This window comes from Promicromonospora kroppenstedtii, from assembly GCF_044389675.1.
GTDB lineage: Bacteria > Actinomycetota > Actinomycetes > Actinomycetales > Cellulomonadaceae > Promicromonospora > Promicromonospora kroppenstedtii.
Genome location: NZ_JBIRYI010000011.1, coordinates 17,976 through 35,003 on the forward strand (window position 1 = coordinate 17,976; position 17,028 = coordinate 35,003).

Below are 17,028 nucleotides of genomic sequence, written 5' to 3' on the forward strand. Positions count from 1 at the left end.
CAGAACCTCGGAGTCGGCCGGCGGCCCGCACCGGTGCCGGCGCCCCGGACGCCCCCCACAGCGGCCCGGGTAGGGTAGGGCCAAGGGAGTGCCGGGAAGTCTGGTCGGCGTGGACCGGGTCGACCGGTCCGTGTCAGACGACCCCGCAGCACGAGAGGACGACCGTTGATCGGTAACGCCCGCACCCCCACCACCCGGATCCGACGCCTACGGGCCTGGCTGTCCCGCGAGACCACCGGCGGGGCGCTCCTGATCGGAGCCGCGTTCCTCGCCCTGCTGTGGGCCAACTCCCCGTGGCGCTCCTCCTACCAGGCCTTGTCCGACGCCGTCGTCGGGCCCGCCGCGATCGGGCCGCTGCCGGTGCACCTGGACCTCAGCCTCGCCACCTGGGCCGCGGACGGGCTGCTCGCGATCTTCTTCTTCGTCGTGGGCGTGGAGCTCAAGCAGGAGTTCGTGGCCGGGAGCCTGCGCAACCCGAAGGAAGCGGGCGTCCCCATGATCGCCGCCGTGGGCGGCATGGCCGTGCCCGCGCTGATCTACGTCGGCACCGTCCTGGTCCTCGGCGAGCCCAGCGCGCTGCACGGCTGGGCCATCCCCACAGCCACCGACATCGCGTTCGCCGTGGGTGTGCTGGCGATCTTCGGTCGCGGCCTGCCCGCCGCGATCCGCACGTTCCTGCTCACCCTCGCCGTGGTGGACGACCTGCTCGCGATCGTCGTCATCGCGATCTTCTACACGAGCGAGATCCACTGGCTGCCGCTGCTCGGCACGCTCGTCTGCGCCGGCCTGTTCGGCTGGCACGTGCGCAGCCGCCGCCCGCGGTGGTTCGTGCTGCTGCCGCTCGCGGTCGTGGCCTGGGCCCTGATGCACGCGTCCGGCGTGCACGCCACCATCGCGGGCGTGCTGCTGGGCTTCACCGTCCCCGCGGTCGCGATGCACGGTGAGACCACGTCACGCACCACTCAGTACGAGCACCGGGTCAAGCCGCTCTCGTCCGGCTTCGCGCTGCCCGTGTTCGCCTTCTTCGCCGCCGGGGTCACCCTGGTCGGCGGCGCCGGCCCGGGTGCGGTGCTCGGCCAGCCGGTGGTCGTCGCTATCGCCGCCGGGCTGATCATCGGCAAGCTCGTGGGGGTGCTGGGCATGACGGCCCTGGTCACCCGGGTCACGCCACTGCGGCTGCCCGACGGCATAGGCGTGCGCGACCTGCTGCCGGTGGGGCTGCTGGCCGGCATCGGGTTCACCGTGTCGCTGCTGATCAGCGAGCTGTCGTTCGGCGACTCCGAGCACACCGACGGCGCCAAGATCGCGATCCTCGGCGCGTCCGTGCTCGCGGCGGTCCTCGGCGGCGCCGCACTGCGGTACGACGCGCGGCAGGCGCGGACCACCGACATGAACCTGGACGGCCGCCCGGACGACATCCGCGACTACATCGGCGACGAGAAGGACCGCGAGACGCACTGACGCCCCCGCCGAAGCAGAGCTCTGGCGCACCATGCGGTGCGCCAGAGCTCTGTCCCGCCCGAGTTCTCCTACGGCGCGACCTCCAGCAGCAGCGCCTCGCCCTGGCCGCCGCCGCCGCACAGGCCGACGGCGGCGCGGCCTCCGCCGCGCCGGGCCAGCTCGTGCGCCGCGTGCACCGCGATACGCGCGCCGGACGCCCCCACAGGGTGCCCCAGCGCGATGCCGCCGCCGTGCACATTGACGATGTCGAGCGGCACGCCCAGCTCCTTCGCGGACACCCCGACCACCACGGCGAAGGCCTCGTTGATCTCCACGAGATCGAGGTCGGACGCCGACCAGCCCTCGCGCTCCAGCGCCTGCGTGATCGCCCGGGCCGGCTGGGAGTGCAGCGAGTTGTCCGGCCCGGCCACCTGGCCGTGCGAGCGGACCGTCGCGAGCACGGGCACGCCGGCCGCCTCGGCCCGGGCGCGCGTGGTGAGCACGAGCGCCGCGGCGCCGTCGGAGATCTGCGACGAGTTGCCCGCCGTCAGTGTCCCGTCGCTCTTGAACGCGGGGCGCAGCCGCGCGAGCGACTCGGGCGTCGTGTCGGGCCGGACACCCTCGTCGGTGCGCACCTCGACGGGGTCGCCGCGGCGCTGCGGCACCGAGACCGGCGCCAGCTCAGCCTCGAACACGCCGTCCTTGGCCGCGGCAGCGGCCCGCTGGTGCGACGCCGCCGCGATCTCGTCCTGCTCCTCGCGCGACACGAACACGTCGCCGGAGTTGTGCTCCTCGGTCGAGATGCCCATCGAGACGTCGTCGAACGCGTCGGTGAGGGCGTCGTGCGCCACGGAGTCGGCCAGCTCGGCCGAGCCGTAACCGAACCCGGACCGCGCGCCGGCCAGGATGTGCGGGGCGTTGGTCATCGACTCCTGCCCGCCCACCAGCACCACGGCCGCCTCGCCCGTGCGCAGCAGCCGGGCGCCGTCGATGATCGACGTCAGCCCGGACAGACAGACCTTGTTCACCGTCACGGCCTGGACCGCCCAGGACACGCCGGCGGCCACCGCCGTCTGCCGCGCGGGGTTCTGTCCCGCGCCGGCCTGGATCACCTGGCCGAAGACCACCTTGTCGACGTCGGCCGCGAGCGCCCCCGCGCCCTCCAGCGCCTTGCGCGCCGCGACGGCGCCCAGGTCGACGGCGCTCAGCGCGGACAACGAACCCTTCAACCGACCCTGCGGCGTCCGCGCCGCCGAGACGATCACCACGTCGTCGGCGCTGTGTGTCGCGCCCGAACCGGTGGCGCCCGGACCGGTGCTCGTGGCACCCGTCGGAGCTGCAAATGCGTCACTCATGAGACCTCCTTTGGCCGTTCTTCCCAGCGTATCCCCCGGATTCACCGGCGAGCCCAGCGGTCGCGCGGGCTCGACGGTCACGCGGCTCAGCCCGCGGAACCGACCAGCTCGACGGCGAGCTCCGGCTCGGTCTTCTCGACGACCTCCTCGGCCGTCACCCCTGGTGCGAGCTCCCGCAGCACCAGCCCGGACGGCGTCACGTCGAGCACCGCCAGGTCGGTGATGATGCGGTTCACCACGCCCTTGCCGGTCAGCGGCAGCGAGCACTCGCGCAGGATCTTCGGCGACCCGTCGCGCGCCACGTGCTCCATCAGCACGATCACGCGGCCCGCCCCGTGCACGAGGTCCATCGCCCCGCCCATGCCCTTGACCATCTTGCCGGGGATCATCCAGTTGGCCAGGTCTCCCGTGGCGGAGACCTGCATGCCGCCGAGGATCGCGGCGTCGATCTTGCCGCCGCGGATCATGCCGAACGACATGGCGGAGTCGAAGATCGACGAGCCGGGCAGCAGCGTGACGGTCTCCTTGCCCGCGTTGATCAGGTCCGGGTCGACGGCGTCCTCGGTGGGGTACGGGCCCACGCCGAGGATCCCGTTCTCGGACTGCAGCACCAGGTGCCGGTCGGCCGGCACGTAGTTCGGCACGAGCGTCGGCAGCCCGATGCCCAGGTTCACGTACATGCCGTCGGCCAGCTCGCGCGCGGCGCGCGCGGCCATCTCCTGTCGCGTCAGTGCCATGGTTCAGCCCTCCTTGCCCGACGGCGTGCCCGACGACGCGGGCTCCGTCACCGTGCGCCGCTCGATCCGCTTCTCGATGTCCGTGCCGACGTGCACCAGCCGGTGCACGTACACGCCCGGCAGGTGCACGCTGTCCGGGTCGATCTCCCCCGGCTCGACGAGCTCCTCGACCTGGGCGATGCAGACCCGCCCCGCCATCGCGGCCAGAGGCGAGAAGTTGCGCGCCGACCTGTTGAACACGAGGTTGCCGTGCCGGTCGCCCCGCAGGGCGTGCACCAGCGCGAAGTCGGTGCTGATGGCCTCCTCCAGCACGTACTCGGCGTCGGAGTCCCCGAAGGTGCGGACCTCCTTGGCCGGCGACGCGATCGCGACGCCGCCCGCGCCGTCGTACTTGCGGGGCAGGCCGCCGTCGGCCACCTGGGTGCCCACGCCCGTGCGCGTGAAGAAGGCCGCGATGCCCGCGCCGCCGGCGCGGAGCTTCTCGGCGAGCGTGCCCTGCGGGGTGAGCTCCAGCTCGAGCTCGCCCGAGAGGAACTGGCGCTCGAACTCCTTGTTCTCGCCCACGTACGAGCTGGTCATCTTGGCGATGCGCTGCGCGTTGAGCAGCACGCCGAGGCCCCAGTCGTCCACGCCGCAGTTGTTGCTGACCACCGAGAGGCCCGTGGTGCCCTGCGCCAGCAGTGCCTCGATCAGCGCGATCGGGTTGCCGCACAGCCCGAACCCGCCCACGGCCAGCGAGGCGCCGTCGGGGATGTCCGCGACCGCCTCGGCCGCACTGGCGACCACCTTGTCGAACCCGGTACGTGCTCCAGTCATCATCGACTCCTCCATCACGTCAGTCCTGGCAGGTCATGCCATGTGCCAGTGTCACACTCCCGGCGCGCCGCCGGGCAGCAGCTCACCGCGCGCTCCAGCCGCCGTCGACGGCCCACGAGGCGCCGGACACCATGGCGGCGTCCGGCCCCGTGAGCCAGCCCACCAGCGCGGCGACCTCGTGCGGCTCCACGAGCCGCTTGACCGCGGACTCCGCGAGCATGACCTCGGCCATCACCTCGGACTCCGGGATCCCGTGCACCCTGGCCTGCTCGGCGATCTGCTTCTCCACCAGTGGAGTGCGCACGTAGCCGGGGTTGACGCACACGCTGGTCACGCCGTGCTCGCCGCCCTCCAGGGCCGTCACCTTCGACAGCCCTTCCAGCCCGTGCTTGGCCGCGACGTACGCCGACTTGAACGGCGAGGCCACCAGCCCGTGCACCGACGAGATGTTGACCACCCGCCCCCAGCCCCGGGCGTACATGCCGGGCAGGGCGGCGCGGACCAGCAGGAACGGCGCCTCCAGCATGATCCGCTGGACCAGCCGGAAGTCGTCCGGCACGAAGTCCTGGATGGGGCTGACCCGCTGGATGCCCGCGTTGTTCACCAGCACGTCCGTGTCCAGCCGCAGGTCGTCGAGCGCGCGGGTGTCGGACAGGTCGACCACCCACGCCTCGCCGCCCACCTCCTCGGCGACGGCCTTGGCGCCGTCGCCGTCCACGTCCGCGACGGTCACGTGCGCGCCGCGCGCGGCCAGCTCACGGGCGCACGCGGCACCGATGCCGCTGGCGCCGCCCGTCACCAGCGCCCGGCGGCCGTCGAGCGTGCGGCCGCCCTCCGGTCCCGAGCTCACGAGCGGCCCCCGGCGAGCGCCCGCTCGCGGGCCTGGTCCTCGGCGTCGAGCGCGTGCAGGGACGCGCCCTTGGTCTCGCGCAGCGCGACCGCCGCGACCAGGGTGATGAGGGCGGCGACAGCCATGTAGACGGCGGTGGGCCACCAGGAGCCGGTGTTCTTGAGCCAGGTGGTGGCGAGGATCGGCGCGAGCGAGCCCGCGACGATGGAGGTCACCTGGTAGCTGATCGAGACGCCGGAGTAGCGCATCCGGGTCGGGAACATCTCGGCCATGATCGCGGGCTGCACGGCGTACATCAGCGCGTGGAACAGCAGGCCGGCCATGAGCACGGCCAGGATGACCCAGACGTTCTTGCTGTCCATCGCCGGGAAGGCGAACCAGCACCAGGTCGCGCCGAGCACGGCGCCCGTGATGTACAGGGGCTTGCGGCCCACGCGGTCGGCGAGCCGGCCGACGGCGAGGATCACCACGAAGTGGAACGCGTGCGCGGCCGCGACCACGCCGAGGATGCGCGTGGTGTCCATGCCGAGCGCCGTGCCGAGGTAGACGATCGAGAAGCTGACCACCAGGTAGTACAGGATGTTCTCCGCGAACCGCAGGCCCATGCCGGTGAGCACGCCGCGCGGGTAGCGCTTGATCACCTCGAGCACGCCGTAGGCCTTCTCGCCCTCCTGGATCTCGGCCTTCGCCTCCTCGTAGATGGGGGCGTCCGAGACACGGGTGCGCACGTAGTAGCCCACGACGATGACGACGGCCGACAGCCAGAACGCCACGCGCCAGCCCCAGGCGAGGAACGCCTCGTCGGTCAGCGTGGCCGACATCGTGTAGAGCACGACGGTCGCGAGCAGGTTGCCCGCGGGGACGCCGGCCTGCGGCCACGCCGTCCAGCGGGCCCGCTCGTCGTCGCGGCTGTGCTCCGCGACGAGCAGGACGGCGCCGCCCCACTCACCGCCGAGCGCCACGCCCTGGACGAAGCGCAGGATCACGAGCAGCGCCGGGGCAAGGAAGCCGACCTGCTGGAACGTGGGCAGGCAGCCCATGAGCACGGTCGCCACACCGATCAGCACGATCGTGAACTGCAGCGTGTACTTGCGCCCGAGCTTGTCGCCCAGGTGGCCGAAGATGATGCCGCCCAGCGGCCGGGCGAGGAAGCCGACGGCGTAGGTCACGAACGCGGCGATGATCGCGTCGTAGGCGTTGCCCGTCTCGGGCATGAGCACCTTGTTGAACACGAGCGCGGCGGCGGTCGCGTAGAGGAAGAAGTCGTACCACTCGACGACGGTGCCGGCCATCGAGGCGGCGACGATGCGTCTGATCAGCGACCGGTCGTCCGGTGCGTGGGTGCGTGGCTGTGCGGACATGCTGCTGCTCCTAGGTGTCGACTCTGACACGGGGTGCGGCCTGGAGCGCGGTCCGCGCCGTCGGCCACCTGTGACCCGCCCGAGTGTTCCCGGCGAGCGGTGTGCGCAGCAATGACGAAGTGGGCAGAGGCGGTGTGCACGAATGCACACTTGGTACGGTCGCGGCATGTCAGCCCGCAACGACCCGCCGGCCGGCCAGGTGGCCGACCAGCTTCTGGTGCTGCTGGCCGTGGCCCGCACCGGCCGCTACACGACGGCGGCCCGCGCGCTCGGGGTCAACCACACCACCGTGGCGCGCAACATCACGGCGCTGGAGCGGGCCCTCGGTGGGCGCCTCCTGGTCAAGGGCGCCGACGGCTGGGAGCTGACGACGCTCGGCCGGCGAGCGGCGCGAGCGGGCGAGGCCGTGTCGGACGCCGTGGACCGGCTCGTCGGGGGCGACACCGTGGCCGACCCGGTCACCGGCGTCGTGCGCATGACGGCGACCGACGGCTTCAGCGCCTACGTGGCCTCCCCCGCGATCGCCCGGCTGCGCGGCGCGCACCCGGAGCTGTCGGTCGAGCTCGTGACGGTCACGCGCGTGGCGACGCACCACCGCTCGGGGGTCGACGTCGACGTCGTGGTCGGCGAGCCGAACGTGCAGCGGGCCAAGGCCGTGCGCCTGGGCGAGTACGTGCTCGGCATGTACGGCTCCCGGGACTACCTGGCCCGGCACGGCACGCCCACCACGGTGGAGGAGATGTCGCGGCACGGCCTCGTCTACTTCGTCGACTCGATGCTCCAGGTCAACGACCTCGACGCGCCCCGCCGCCTGGTGCCCGGCATGCCGGACGCGCTGGCCTCGACGAACGTGTTCGTGCACGTCGAGGCCACGCGCGCGGGCGCGGGGCTCGGGTTCCTGCCGTGCTTCATGGCGGACCGGCACGACGACCTGGTGCGGCTCCTGCCCGACGAGGTCACCGAGCGCCTGCCCTACTGGGCGGTGATCCGCACCGAGTCGTGGCGCCGGCCGGCCGTCACGGCGGTGGTGCAGGTGCTGATCGACGAGATGAACCGGCAGCGGGACCGGATGCTGGGCGTGCGCCCGGAGGCCTGACGACGGCGGGCCCGGCTCACGCGGTCAGCCGACGGCGGCCACCACTGCCGCCACGCCAGGCTCCGCCATGATGACCGTGTAGTGGTTCACGCCGGCCACCTCGCTCGCTGCCAGCCCGGGCAGCCGCCCCGACCACTCGGCGACGGTCTCCGCCGGGTACATCCCGCCCGGCTGGTCGAGCAGCCCGCGCGGTGCCCGCAGGAACGTGATCGGCAGCCCGGTCTCGGCGGCCCAGGCCAGCGCGCCGGGCAGCGCGTCACCGCGGGCGGAGTCGGCCGAGTCGGCGGCGACGGCGTCGGGCGACGTCGCCGGCCGGAGCACCGGCCCGCCGTCGGAGCCCTCGGCCGGCGGGAACTCCGCCAGGTCGTAGTCCACGTACTGCTCCACCACGGGCGTCCACTCGCTGAACGCGGGATGCGCCCGCCAGAACTCGCGGTACGCCTCGCGGCTCGGGAACTCCTGGCTCAGCCGCTCGATCGCGGGCCCGAGCAGGGCCCGCACCAGCTCATCGGGGGTCGCGCCCGTGGGCACGCCCGGCGGGAGCGGGATCGGCAGCCCGCCGTCGACGAGCACGAGCCGCCCCACCAGGTCCGGGTGGCGGTGGGTCAGCACGAGCGACACGAACCCGCCCATCGAGTGCCCCACGACGACCGCCGGCCCGTCGGCGAGCGCCCGGATCACGGCGGCGACGTCGTCGGCGTGGGCCGCCATGCCGTACGGACCCGGCAGGTCGTTGCTGCGGCCACGGCCGCGCAGGTCGGGCGCGATCACGCGGCGTCCCGGCAGCGCCTCGACCACGGCCGGCCAGGCCCGGTGCGAGGCGGTGATGCCGTGCACCAGCACCACGGCGGGCACCGTGGCGCCGTCGGCGCCGGGCGCGGCGGGCGCCGTCGGCTCCCAGACACCAACCCGCAGCGTGCCGCCCGACACCGCGACGTCGTGCGTGGCGTAGGTGTGCGAGCCGGTCCCCTCGACCTGGTCGACGATGCTCATGAACGCCCCTCCTCCTCGGTCCTGCCGGGCGCCAGCGCCCGCTCGATGAACGTCATCGCCTGGTCGAACACCTCGGGCGGGACGGCCGACGTCGGGCCGCCCGGCTCGACGTCGGGCCCCCACAGGACCCAGCGCATCCCGACGATCTCGCCGATGCCCATCAGTGCCCACGCGGCCACCTCCGGGTCGATGTCGCCGACCTCCCCCGCCGCCTGCGCCTTGGCGAGGCCGTCGCGGTAGCCCTCGACGATCCGCGTGTAGTGCAGGCGCAGCGCGCCCGGCGACACGAACTCGGCCTGCCGCACGATCCGGTACAGCGCCGGGTGCTCGGCGGTGAACTCGAAGAACGCGCGGAAGCCCGCCCGCTCGGCCTCGATGCGGGAGCCGGCCTGCGAGGACGCCTCGATCATGGCGTGCCGCACGCGCCGGTTCAGGTCCTCGACCACCTCGTCGAAGACCTCGATCTTCGAGGTGAAGTACAGGTAGAACGTGCCCTGCCCCACGCCGGCCGCCTCGGTGATCTTCACGATCGAGGCGTCGTGGAAGCCGAGCTCGGCGAACACCCGCTCGGCGGCGACGAGGATGCGCGCGCGGGTGCGCTCCCCCTTGGTCATGGGCTGAGAGATGGTGCTCACCGGGCCTCCTCGGCAGGGCGTACGTGGAGCGCGGAGCGCACCACCTTGTTCAGGGACGAGCGTGGCAGGTCGGGCACGAGATCGAAGTGCCGGGGCACCTTGAACCCCGCCAGCTCACGGCGGCAGAACGCCGCCAGGTCCTCCGCGTCGGTCAGCTGCCCGCCGCGCGGCACCACGAACGCGTGGCCCACCTCGCCCCAGCGGTCGTCGGGCACGCCGACGACGGCGGCGTCCGCAACGGCGGGGTGCCGCCGCAGCGCCGCCTCCACCTCGGCCGGCGTGACGTTCTCGCCGCCCGTGATGAACACGTCCTTGAGCCGGTCCACCACGCGGTAGTACCCGTCGGCATCGCGTTCCACCAGGTCACCGGTGCGCAGCCAGCCGCGCGCAAACGACGCCGCCGTGGCCTCCGGCTCCCGGAAGTAGCCCGCGAACACGCTCGGGCCGCGCACCAGCAGCTCGCCCGTGGCGGTGCCCGCGAGGTGCTCACCGGTGACCGGGTCGGCCACCGCGACCTCGACGTGCGGGTAGGGCACGCCGGCGGAGCCCACGCGGTCGCGCGCCACGTCGTCGGGCAGGCAGAGCACGTTGGGGCCGGCCTCGGTCAGGCCATAGCCCTGCGTGAGGGCCACCCCGCGCCGGTGCCAGGCGCGCAGCAGCGGCTCCGGCATGGGTGCGCCGCCGACGACGGCGTGCCGCAGCGAGCTGAGGTCGGCCGCCGCGAACCCGGGGTGCTCGGCGAGCAGCAGGTAGTTGGTGGGCACGCCCATCATGGTCGTGACCCGCCGGTCGGCGACCAGGCGCAGCACGCGCTCCGGCTCGAACGTGCGCTCCAGCACCACGGTCGCGCCCGTCCACCAGGCCAGCAGCGGCTGGATGTTCCAGCCGCCCACGTGGAACTGCGGCAGCACCGAGAGCACGACGTCCGTGCTGTTCAGCTCCACCGTCCGGGACAGCGACAGGTTGTTCCAGAAGCAGTTCGCGTGCGTGAGCAGCGCGCCGCGCGAGGTGCCGCCCGTGCCCGACGTGAACACCAGCAGCAGCGGGTCGTCGTCGCGCACCTCGCGGCCGGGGCCGCCACCGGCCGCCGCCGAGAGGTCGGCGCGACGGCGCGTGGGCGGCGGCACGCGCGCCTCCACGCCGTGCGGCCCCAGCGCCGTGCGCGAAGGCGGCAGCGGCAGGCGTTCGAGCGCGGCGTCCGCGAGGGTGCCGCACTCCTCCTCGACCAGCACGAGCGCGGGGTCGGCCTGGTCGAGCTGGGCCGCGAGCTCGTGCGGCGACAGCCGCCACGACAGCGGCGCGAGCACCACCCCGGCCTTGGCGCAGGCGAAGAACAGCACCACCTGGTCGGAGCTGTTCCCGGTGACGGTCGCGATCCGGTCGCCCACCCCGTAGCCCGCGTCCCGCAGCCGGGCCGCCAGGGCCGTGGCCCGGGTCTCCAGGGCGCGGTAGGTCAGGGTGACGCCGCGGTCGTCGACGGCGACGCGGTCGGGCGTCGCCAGGGCGCGGTCGCGCGGCCACCGCCCGAGGGTGTGCAGGTCGCTCATGCCACTGCCCCCTCAGGGGCGGGCACGCCGGACGCGGGACCGCTCCCGTCCTGGTCGCTCCCGGGCCGACGGCGGGCGGCGAGCCGCGCGGCCGCGCCCGCCAGTCCGCCCGGTAGGAACAGCACGACCAGCACGAAGCACGTGCCGAGCAGGAACATCGGCTCCGACAGCGGGATGCGCAGCACCGCGGGCAGCCCGGCCACGGCCTCGGAGTGCGCGAGCTCGGCGAGCCGCTGGTCCAGCAGCGTGTACAGCACGGCCCCGACGACGGCGCCCCAGCGCGAGCCGACCCCGCCGAGGACCACCATGACCAGGAGCGTGAGCGTGAAGTCGGCGGTCGACGTCGCCGGCGAGGCGCCGGACTGGAGCAGCAGGTACGCCATCCCGACGACGGTAGCGAGCGACGCGGCCAGCACGAACACCACGAGCTTGGTCAGGTAGGGGCGGCCGCCGATGATGCGCACCCGCACCTCGTTCTCGCGCACGGCGGCGGCCACGTGCCCGGCTCGGCTGCGCTCGATCCACAGCACCACCAGGTAGACGAACAGCAGCACGACGAGCGCCAGCCAGTACAGGTTGCGCGTGTTGACCACGCCGACCAGTGCTGCCGGGACGCCGTCGGTGGCGAGCGCGAGGCCCTCCTCGCCGCCGGTCAGGTCGCCCTGGTCGCGGCGGACCAGCACGTTGCCCGCCTGGGCGAACGCGAGGGTGACCATCGCGAACGAGATGCCGGTGACGCGCAGCGAGATGGCGCCGACGACGAACGCGAGGGCCACGCCGCCCACGAGCACGAGCGCGGCGGCGGGCAGGAGCGGCACGTCGGTGCGGTCCAGCACGATGGCCAGGCCGTAGATGCCCGCGGCGAAGTACAGGGCATGCCCGAAGCTCATCAGCCCCGCGACCCCGAACAGCAGGTGGTACGAGAGCGCGAGCGCCGCCGTCAGCCAGCACAGGGCCAGGAGCTGGAGCGTCCCCGGCTCGTACGTGTACCCCGGCAGGACGCCCGGGACCGGGATCGCGAGCAGTGGCAGGCACCCCAGGAGCACCAGGAGCGCGAGGCCGCCGAGGCGGGTGGTGACGCGGTTCATGCGGGCCTCCCCATCAGTCCGGACGGGCGCACGAGCAGCACGAGCGCCAGGAGCAGGACGACGATCAGGTCGCCGGTGTTGTTCAGGTAGAAGTTGGCGAGCTGCTGGAGCACCGCGACGACGACGGACGCCACCGCCGCCCCGGTCAGCGAGCCCATGCCGCCGATCACCGTGACGATGAATGCGAAGATCAGCAGGCTCGCGCCCATGTGCGGCGACACGTAGTTCAGCGACTGCGTGGCGAGCACACCGCCCAGTCCCGCCGCAGCCCCGCCGACGGCGAACACGAGCGTGAACGCCTGGCGCACGTCGATGCCGAGCGCCGTCACCATGGCCCGGTTCTCCACGCCCGCGCGGATGATCAGGCCGTACCGGGTGTACCGCAGGAACGCGACGATGCCGCCGAGCACCGCGGCCGCGGCGAGCACGTTGAGGAACGCGGTGTTCGGCACGTGCGCGCCCAGCACGTCGGTGGTCGAGGCGAGCCAGTCGGTGCGCGTGACGTTGCGGGGGTTGGGACCCCAGATGCCCTCGAACAGCGCGACCGTGGCGAGCGAGAGCCCGACGGTGACGAGCACCTGCTCGATGTGCCGGTTGTACAGGGGCCGGATGAGGCCGAGCTCCGTGGCGGTCGCCGCGGCGGCGCCGGTCAGCGCGCCCACGAGGAGGCCCAGGAGCAGGCCGCCCCACGTGCCGGCCCCCACGAGGTTGCCGGCCGCGAGCCCGACGAACGCGCCGAGCGTGAGGAACGACCCGTGCGCGAAGTTCAGCACGCCCATCAGGCCGTAGATCAGGGACAGCCCGGAGGCCACGAGGAAGTAGAGCCCGCCGAGGCCGAGGCCTGTGGCGAGCAGGAGGATCAGGGTGCTCATCGGCCGACCTCCGCCTCGTCGCCGGCCGAACCCGCCGAGACCCCCAGGAGCCGCTGGACCAGGTCCGGATCGTCCAGCAGCTCCCGCGCCGGTCCCGTGTGCACCACGCGTCCGGCGTCGATCACGACGACGCGCTCGGCGAGCCGCTCGACCACCTGGAGGTTCTGCTCGACGAGCAGCACGGGCACCGTCCGCGCGGCCGTCGCCAGCGTCTCCGCGACCTCCGTCACGATGCGCGGGGCGAGCCCCTTGGTGGGCTCGTCGACGAGCAGGATGCGGTTGTCGTTGAGCAGCGCGCGAGCCAGGGAGACCATCTGCTGCTGTCCGCCCGAGAGCGTGCCCGCGCGCTGGCCGGCCCGCTTGACCAGGTCCGGGAACAGCGCGTCGACCAGCTCGCGACGTTCCGGCGTCGTGCCGTGCGCCGTCGCGCCGGACCGTTCCGCGAGCCGCAGGTTCTCGGCCACGGTCAGGCCCGCGAACACCTCGCGGTCCTCCGGCACGTAGCCGACGCCGCGGCGGACGATGCGGTCCGTGCGCTCGCCGTCCACGCGGACGCCGTCGAGCAGCACCTCGCCCGACCGCTCGACCAGGCCGAGGATCGCGCGCAGCGTGGACGTCTTGCCCACGCCGTTGCGCCCCAGCACGGCCGTGACGCCCGACGCCGGGACCTCGAACGACACGTCGTGCACCACCTCCTGGCCGGCGATCCGGGCGGACAGCCCGCGCACCTCCAGCACATTCGGCCCGCTCATGCTGCACTCCCTGCCGTCGTGCCCAGGTAGGCCGACTGCACCGTCTCGTCCGTCATGACCCGCTCCGGGACGTCGCAGGTCAGCAGCTCGCCGTGGTGCAGCACCGCGACGCGGTCGGCGAGGCCGAGCACCACGTCCATGTGGTGCTCCACCATGAGCACGGTCCGCCCGGACGCGTTGATCGACCGGATCACCTCGACCAGGCCGGCCACGTCGCCCGTGGCCACGCCCGCCATCGGCTCGTCCAGCAGCACCACCGAGGAGTCCATCGCGAGCAGCACGGCGATCTCCAGCTTGCGCTTGTCACCGTGCGAGAGGTCGCCGGCCGCGGCGTCGGTCCGGTGGGTCAGGCCCACCGTGACCAGGTGCTCGGCCGCTTCTGCCGACGCCGCGTCACCGCGCCGGGGAAAGCTCAGTACCGAGAGGCTGCCGCCGAGGCGGCGCTGGGTGGCGAGCCGGACGTTCTCCGCGACCGAGAGCCGCGGGAACAGGCTGGACGTCTGGAAGGTCCGGCCGAGGCCGGCCCTCGCCCGTACCGCGACGGACGCCGCGGTCACGTCCCGGCCGTCCAGCAGCACGCGGCCGCTCGTAGGCCGGTACAGGCCGCTGATCAGGTTGAACAGCGTGGTCTTGCCGGCGCCGTTGGGGCCGATCACGCCCACCAGCTCGCCGCGGCCCACCCGGAGGTCCACCCCGGAGAGGATCCGCGCCCCGCCGATCGTCAGCCCGAGCCCCGCGGTCTCCAGGACCGGCTCGCCACCCCTTGCCACTACTCGGTCACCTCCGCCGGCGCTACCGACTCGCCGTCGATGACCTCGACCAGCTCGGGCGTCCAGGTGTCGCCGTCCTTGACGAGCTTCGCCTGGTACATCGGCTGGATCAGGGCGTGGTCGGTGGCCCGCACCGTGGTCTCGCCCTTGGGGCCCTCGAAGGTGTACCCCTCCAGGGCGTCGACCATGGCCTCGACGTCGCCGGCACCCTCCTCGACCGCGTGCACGATCATCTGCGCAGCCACGAATCCGTCCGGCGTGAACAGGTCGGGCGTGCCGCCGGCCGCCTCGACGGCGTCGAGCATCGCGGTCTCGGTCTCGGTGCCGGCCGCGCCCGGGAAGTAGTGGTTGAGGAAGCTGACCTTCTCGGCCGCGTCCCCGTAGGCGCCGTAGGTGGCCACGTCGCCCAGGCCGGTGACGACGGTGGTCTCGTCGAGCACACCCTGCTGGTCCAGGCCCTGCCACATGGCGCCCGTCGTCGCGCCCGCCCAGGCCACGAAGACCATGTCGGCTCCTGCGTCGAGCACCTTCTTGGCGAACGGCGTGAACTCCGTGGCGTCCTCGGGGACCAGCACCGAGGAGACCTCGGCGCCCTGGCCGCCCAGCACGCCCTCGACGGCGGCCAGATTGCCCTGCCCGAACGCGTTGTCCTGCGCGAACACCACGACCTTGGCGCCCTTCGGGTCCACGAACGTGCCCGCGGCGGCGACGTCCTGCAGGGACTGCCGGCCGCTGCGGAACGTGTACCGGTTGAGGCCGGTGAGGGTGTCCACGGCCGCCGGGCCGGACACGTACAGGACCTTGTTCTGCTCGGCCTGCTCGGCCAGGGGCAGCGCCACGCCGGAGACGACGGTGCCGCCCAGGATCTGGTAGCCCTTGCCGATCAGGTCCTTGGCCTGCGACACGGCCTTCTCGGGGTCGCCGGCGTCGTCGTGGAAGGTCACGTTGAGCTCGTGGCCGGCCACGGTCCCGGTGCCGTCGGTGGCGTGGTCGATGCCCGCCTCGAAACCTTGCTTGTAGGCCGCGCCGTAGGCGGCGAGCGGCCCGGACTCCGAGTACACGATGCCGACGTCGATCGGCGCGGCGTTCTCGTCGTCGCCGCTGCCGCCCGTGCTGCTCGCGCCGGTCGGCGCGCACGCCGCGAGCGCCAGGCCCGTCACCGCAGCGGCGGCGACGGCCATGAGGGACTTCCTCGTCCGCATGACTCTGCCCTTCTTCGGGTAGTCGTCGCCGCTCGTGAGGTACGGGCTCCTTCGCCCAAACCTGAGAGGCGATTCAGGTTGCGGAGATAGTGGCCGAGACGGACATCTCGTGTCAACCCACCCAGCCCGGAACCCAGAGGGTGAACTGTTGACAGGTGATTCAGGTCGCACCTAATGTCCCCAGATGTCCGGCTGACCCCGCGCATCGGAGCGCCTCGGGCGGCACGACCTCAACGTGGAGGTTCGAATGACACACCCATCCCCGCGGCCTCGTCGCCGCCTGTTCGCACTGCTCGCGGCCGTCGTCGCGATCGCACTGACCCCGCCTGCGGTGGCGGCCGTGGCCGCCGTAGCACAACCGACGGCCGGCGCCTGGTCGTCCCGCACGGCGGGCGGCATGACCACCCAGCTCTACGTGCCGACGTCGGCCCCCGAGCTGGCAGCCGGGCGGGCGCTGATGATCAACCTGCACGGGTGCGTGCAGACCGCGACCAACCTGAAGAACGGTGGCAACTGGGCGGCGACCGCCGACGAGCGCGGCATGGTCGTGGCCGTGCCCGCCGCGCCGAACGGCGGCGTCCTGCTCGGCTGCTGGGACTACTACGACACGTCCCACTCGCGGGCCAACCCGGCGCGGCACGACGACAACCTGCTCCAGCTCGTCGACGACCTGCTCGGGGACGCCTCGCTCGGCATCGACCCCAACCAGGTCTACCTGACCGGGCTGTCGTCCGGGGGCGGCGAGACCATGGTGATGGGCTGCCTGGCCCCCGACGTGTTCGCGGGGATCGGCATCAACGCGGGCCCGACGGCCGGCACGACGTCGGGCCAGATCGGCTCCGTGGCGACCACGAAGGCACAGGCCACGACGGTCTGCCGCAACTTCGCGTCGACCGGGTCGCCCGGCTTCGGCACGCAGGTGACGTCGGTGGTCTACGGGTCGTCCGACACCACCGTGGCGACCGGGTACAACACCCTGAACGCGCAGGTCATGGCCGGTATCTACGGGGCGTCGACCCAGTCGTCGTTCTCCCTGGCGGGCCTGCCCGGCACCAACACCGCGGGCACCGGCACCCTGTGGTCCGACGCCGCGGGGCCGCGCGTCTCGCTGATCGCCAACTCGAACGTCGGCCACGCGTGGCCGGCCGGTGGCGGGCCGGGGGGCTCGTACATCTCGACGAGCTCGGTGAACTACCCGGCCTACGTGACTGACTTCTTCTTCGACAACAACCGTCGCGTGGACCGGTCCGCCGAACCGACGGACCCGCCCACCGACCCGCCGACGGACCCGCCCACCGAACCGGCCCTGTTCTGCGGTGCGGCCACGAACGCGCAGCACCAGGCCGCGGGGCGCGCGACGTCGTACGGCATCGACCCGTACAACCCGTTCTACGCCGTCGGGTCCCTGGACTACCTGGGTCAGGGCAACACCACGGTGACCACGCTGCGCGAGACGTCCGAGGGGGTGTTCGACCTGGTCACGGGCTGCTGATGTCGTCGATGCCCTCGAGAGC

At 73.0% G+C, this 17,028-nt stretch carries 16 protein-coding genes; 3 read left to right on the top strand and 13 right to left on the bottom strand.

Translation table 11 applies throughout. The features are described 5' to 3' along the window. Nucleotides 1-165 precede the first annotated feature (165 nt). Nucleotides 166-1,461, top strand: coding sequence for a Na+/H+ antiporter NhaA (gene nhaA / locus ACH47X_RS17880; RefSeq protein WP_397405877.1), 1,296 nt, complete (start codon nt 166-168; stop codon nt 1,459-1,461). Nucleotides 1,462-1,529: 68 nt separating this feature from the next. Here the strand turns inward: nhaA and ACH47X_RS17885 are convergent, their stop codons facing one another. From ACH47X_RS17885 to ACH47X_RS17905, 5 genes are all read right to left on the bottom strand, one after another. After that, nucleotides 1,530-2,795: an acetyl-CoA C-acyltransferase gene (locus ACH47X_RS17885; RefSeq protein ID WP_397405878.1), complete on the bottom strand. Its 1,266-nt coding sequence runs from the start codon at nt 2,793-2,795 to the stop codon at nt 1,530-1,532. A gap of 86 nt (nt 2,796-2,881) precedes the next feature. Next, the gene (locus tag ACH47X_RS17890) at nt 2,882-3,532 is read right to left on the bottom strand and encodes a CoA transferase subunit B (protein WP_397405879.1); all 651 of its coding nucleotides are present in this window, start codon (nt 3,530-3,532) and stop codon (nt 2,882-2,884) included. Between the two features lie 3 nt (nt 3,533-3,535). Next, nucleotides 3,536-4,348: a CoA transferase subunit A gene (locus ACH47X_RS17895; protein WP_397405880.1), complete on the bottom strand. Its 813-nt coding sequence runs from the start codon at nt 4,346-4,348 to the stop codon at nt 3,536-3,538. A gap of 82 nt (nt 4,349-4,430) precedes the next feature. Next, nucleotides 4,431-5,198: a 3-hydroxybutyrate dehydrogenase gene (locus ACH47X_RS17900; protein ID WP_397405881.1), complete on the bottom strand. Its 768-nt coding sequence runs from the start codon at nt 5,196-5,198 to the stop codon at nt 4,431-4,433. Then, nucleotides 5,195-6,559 (bottom strand): MFS transporter, encoded by a 1,365-nt coding sequence (locus ACH47X_RS17905; protein ID WP_397405882.1) that lies wholly within the window; start codon nt 6,557-6,559, stop codon nt 5,195-5,197. Before ACH47X_RS17905 ends, ACH47X_RS17900 begins: the two co-directional genes overlap by 4 nt. A 166-nt stretch (nt 6,560-6,725) precedes the next feature. Here ACH47X_RS17905 and ACH47X_RS17910 point away from each other — a divergent pair, with 166 nt between their 5' ends. Beyond that, nucleotides 6,726-7,655 (top strand): LysR family transcriptional regulator, encoded by a 930-nt coding sequence (locus ACH47X_RS17910; RefSeq protein ID WP_397405883.1) that lies wholly within the window; start codon nt 6,726-6,728, stop codon nt 7,653-7,655. Between the two features lie 24 nt (nt 7,656-7,679). Here ACH47X_RS17910 and ACH47X_RS17915 read toward each other — a convergent pair whose 3' ends face one another. From ACH47X_RS17915 to ACH47X_RS17950, 8 genes are read right to left on the bottom strand one after another with little or no spacing between them, the layout of a single operon-like run. Beyond that, entirely contained in the window at nt 7,680-8,648 is a 969-nt protein-coding gene (locus tag ACH47X_RS17915) for an alpha/beta fold hydrolase (protein ID WP_397405884.1), read from the bottom strand. Next, on the bottom strand, nt 8,645-9,262 hold the full coding sequence (locus tag ACH47X_RS17920; protein ID WP_397406052.1) for a TetR/AcrR family transcriptional regulator: 618 nt from the start codon (nt 9,260-9,262) through the stop codon (nt 8,645-8,647). Before ACH47X_RS17920 ends, ACH47X_RS17915 begins: the two co-directional genes overlap by 4 nt. Nucleotides 9,263-9,279: 17 nt before the next feature. Then, nucleotides 9,280-10,830, bottom strand: coding sequence for a class I adenylate-forming enzyme family protein (locus ACH47X_RS17925; RefSeq protein ID WP_397405885.1), 1,551 nt, complete (start codon nt 10,828-10,830; stop codon nt 9,280-9,282). Beyond that, the gene (locus tag ACH47X_RS17930) at nt 10,827-11,918 is read right to left on the bottom strand and encodes a branched-chain amino acid ABC transporter permease (RefSeq protein WP_397405886.1); all 1,092 of its coding nucleotides are present in this window, start codon (nt 11,916-11,918) and stop codon (nt 10,827-10,829) included. The genes ACH47X_RS17925 and ACH47X_RS17930 overlap by 4 nt, the downstream gene beginning before the upstream one ends. Beyond that, a complete protein-coding gene (locus ACH47X_RS17935) occupies nt 11,915-12,790 on the bottom strand; it encodes a branched-chain amino acid ABC transporter permease (RefSeq protein ID WP_397405887.1) in 876 nt (291 codons plus the stop codon). The genes ACH47X_RS17930 and ACH47X_RS17935 overlap by 4 nt, the downstream gene beginning before the upstream one ends. Next, nucleotides 12,787-13,542 (bottom strand): ABC transporter ATP-binding protein, encoded by a 756-nt coding sequence (locus ACH47X_RS17940; protein ID WP_397405888.1) that lies wholly within the window; start codon nt 13,540-13,542, stop codon nt 12,787-12,789. The genes ACH47X_RS17935 and ACH47X_RS17940 overlap by 4 nt, the downstream gene beginning before the upstream one ends. Beyond that, complete coding sequence (locus ACH47X_RS17945) at nt 13,539-14,312, bottom strand: ABC transporter ATP-binding protein (protein WP_397405889.1); 774 nt, start codon at nt 14,310-14,312, stop codon at nt 13,539-13,541. The genes ACH47X_RS17940 and ACH47X_RS17945 overlap by 4 nt, the downstream gene beginning before the upstream one ends. Beyond that, a complete protein-coding gene (locus ACH47X_RS17950; protein WP_397405890.1) occupies nt 14,312-15,514 on the bottom strand; it encodes a substrate-binding domain-containing protein in 1,203 nt (400 codons plus the stop codon). Before ACH47X_RS17950 ends, ACH47X_RS17945 begins: the two co-directional genes overlap by 1 nt. 247 nt (nt 15,515-15,761) lie before the next feature. Here ACH47X_RS17950 and ACH47X_RS17955 point away from each other — a divergent pair, with 247 nt between their 5' ends. Beyond that, nucleotides 15,762-17,006: an extracellular catalytic domain type 1 short-chain-length polyhydroxyalkanoate depolymerase gene (locus ACH47X_RS17955; RefSeq protein WP_397405891.1), complete on the top strand. Its 1,245-nt coding sequence runs from the start codon at nt 15,762-15,764 to the stop codon at nt 17,004-17,006. The last annotated feature ends 22 nt before the right edge of the window (nt 17,007-17,028 follow it).

What these genes read in the sequence shown, in the direction of transcription:
- ACH47X_RS17925 (WP_397405885.1), bottom strand. Translation starts at nt 10,830, where the DNA reads ATGAGCGACCTGCACACCCTCGGGCGGTGGCCGCGCGACCGCGCCCTG.
- ACH47X_RS17905 (WP_397405882.1), bottom strand. Translation starts at nt 6,559, where the DNA reads ATGTCCGCACAGCCACGCACCCACGCACCGGACGACCGGTCGCTGATC.
- ACH47X_RS17940 (WP_397405888.1), bottom strand. Translation starts at nt 13,542, where the DNA reads ATGAGCGGGCCGAATGTGCTGGAGGTGCGCGGGCTGTCCGCCCGGATC.
- ACH47X_RS17895 (WP_397405880.1), bottom strand. Translation starts at nt 4,348, where the DNA reads ATGACTGGAGCACGTACCGGGTTCGACAAGGTGGTCGCCAGTGCGGCC.
- ACH47X_RS17920 (WP_397406052.1), bottom strand. Translation starts at nt 9,262, where the DNA reads ATGACCAAGGGGGAGCGCACCCGCGCGCGCATCCTCGTCGCCGCCGAG.
- ACH47X_RS17930 (WP_397405886.1), bottom strand. Translation starts at nt 11,918, where the DNA reads ATGAACCGCGTCACCACCCGCCTCGGCGGCCTCGCGCTCCTGGTGCTC.
- ACH47X_RS17955 (WP_397405891.1), top strand. Translation starts at nt 15,762, where the DNA reads ATGACACACCCATCCCCGCGGCCTCGTCGCCGCCTGTTCGCACTGCTC.
- ACH47X_RS17950 (WP_397405890.1), bottom strand. Translation starts at nt 15,514, where the DNA reads ATGCGGACGAGGAAGTCCCTCATGGCCGTCGCCGCCGCTGCGGTGACG.
- ACH47X_RS17935 (WP_397405887.1), bottom strand. Translation starts at nt 12,790, where the DNA reads ATGAGCACCCTGATCCTCCTGCTCGCCACAGGCCTCGGCCTCGGCGGG.
- ACH47X_RS17890 (WP_397405879.1), bottom strand. Translation starts at nt 3,532, where the DNA reads ATGGCACTGACGCGACAGGAGATGGCCGCGCGCGCCGCGCGCGAGCTG.
- ACH47X_RS17915 (WP_397405884.1), bottom strand. Translation starts at nt 8,648, where the DNA reads ATGAGCATCGTCGACCAGGTCGAGGGGACCGGCTCGCACACCTACGCC.
- ACH47X_RS17910 (WP_397405883.1), top strand. Translation starts at nt 6,726, where the DNA reads ATGTCAGCCCGCAACGACCCGCCGGCCGGCCAGGTGGCCGACCAGCTT.
- ACH47X_RS17885 (WP_397405878.1), bottom strand. Translation starts at nt 2,795, where the DNA reads ATGAGTGACGCATTTGCAGCTCCGACGGGTGCCACGAGCACCGGTCCG.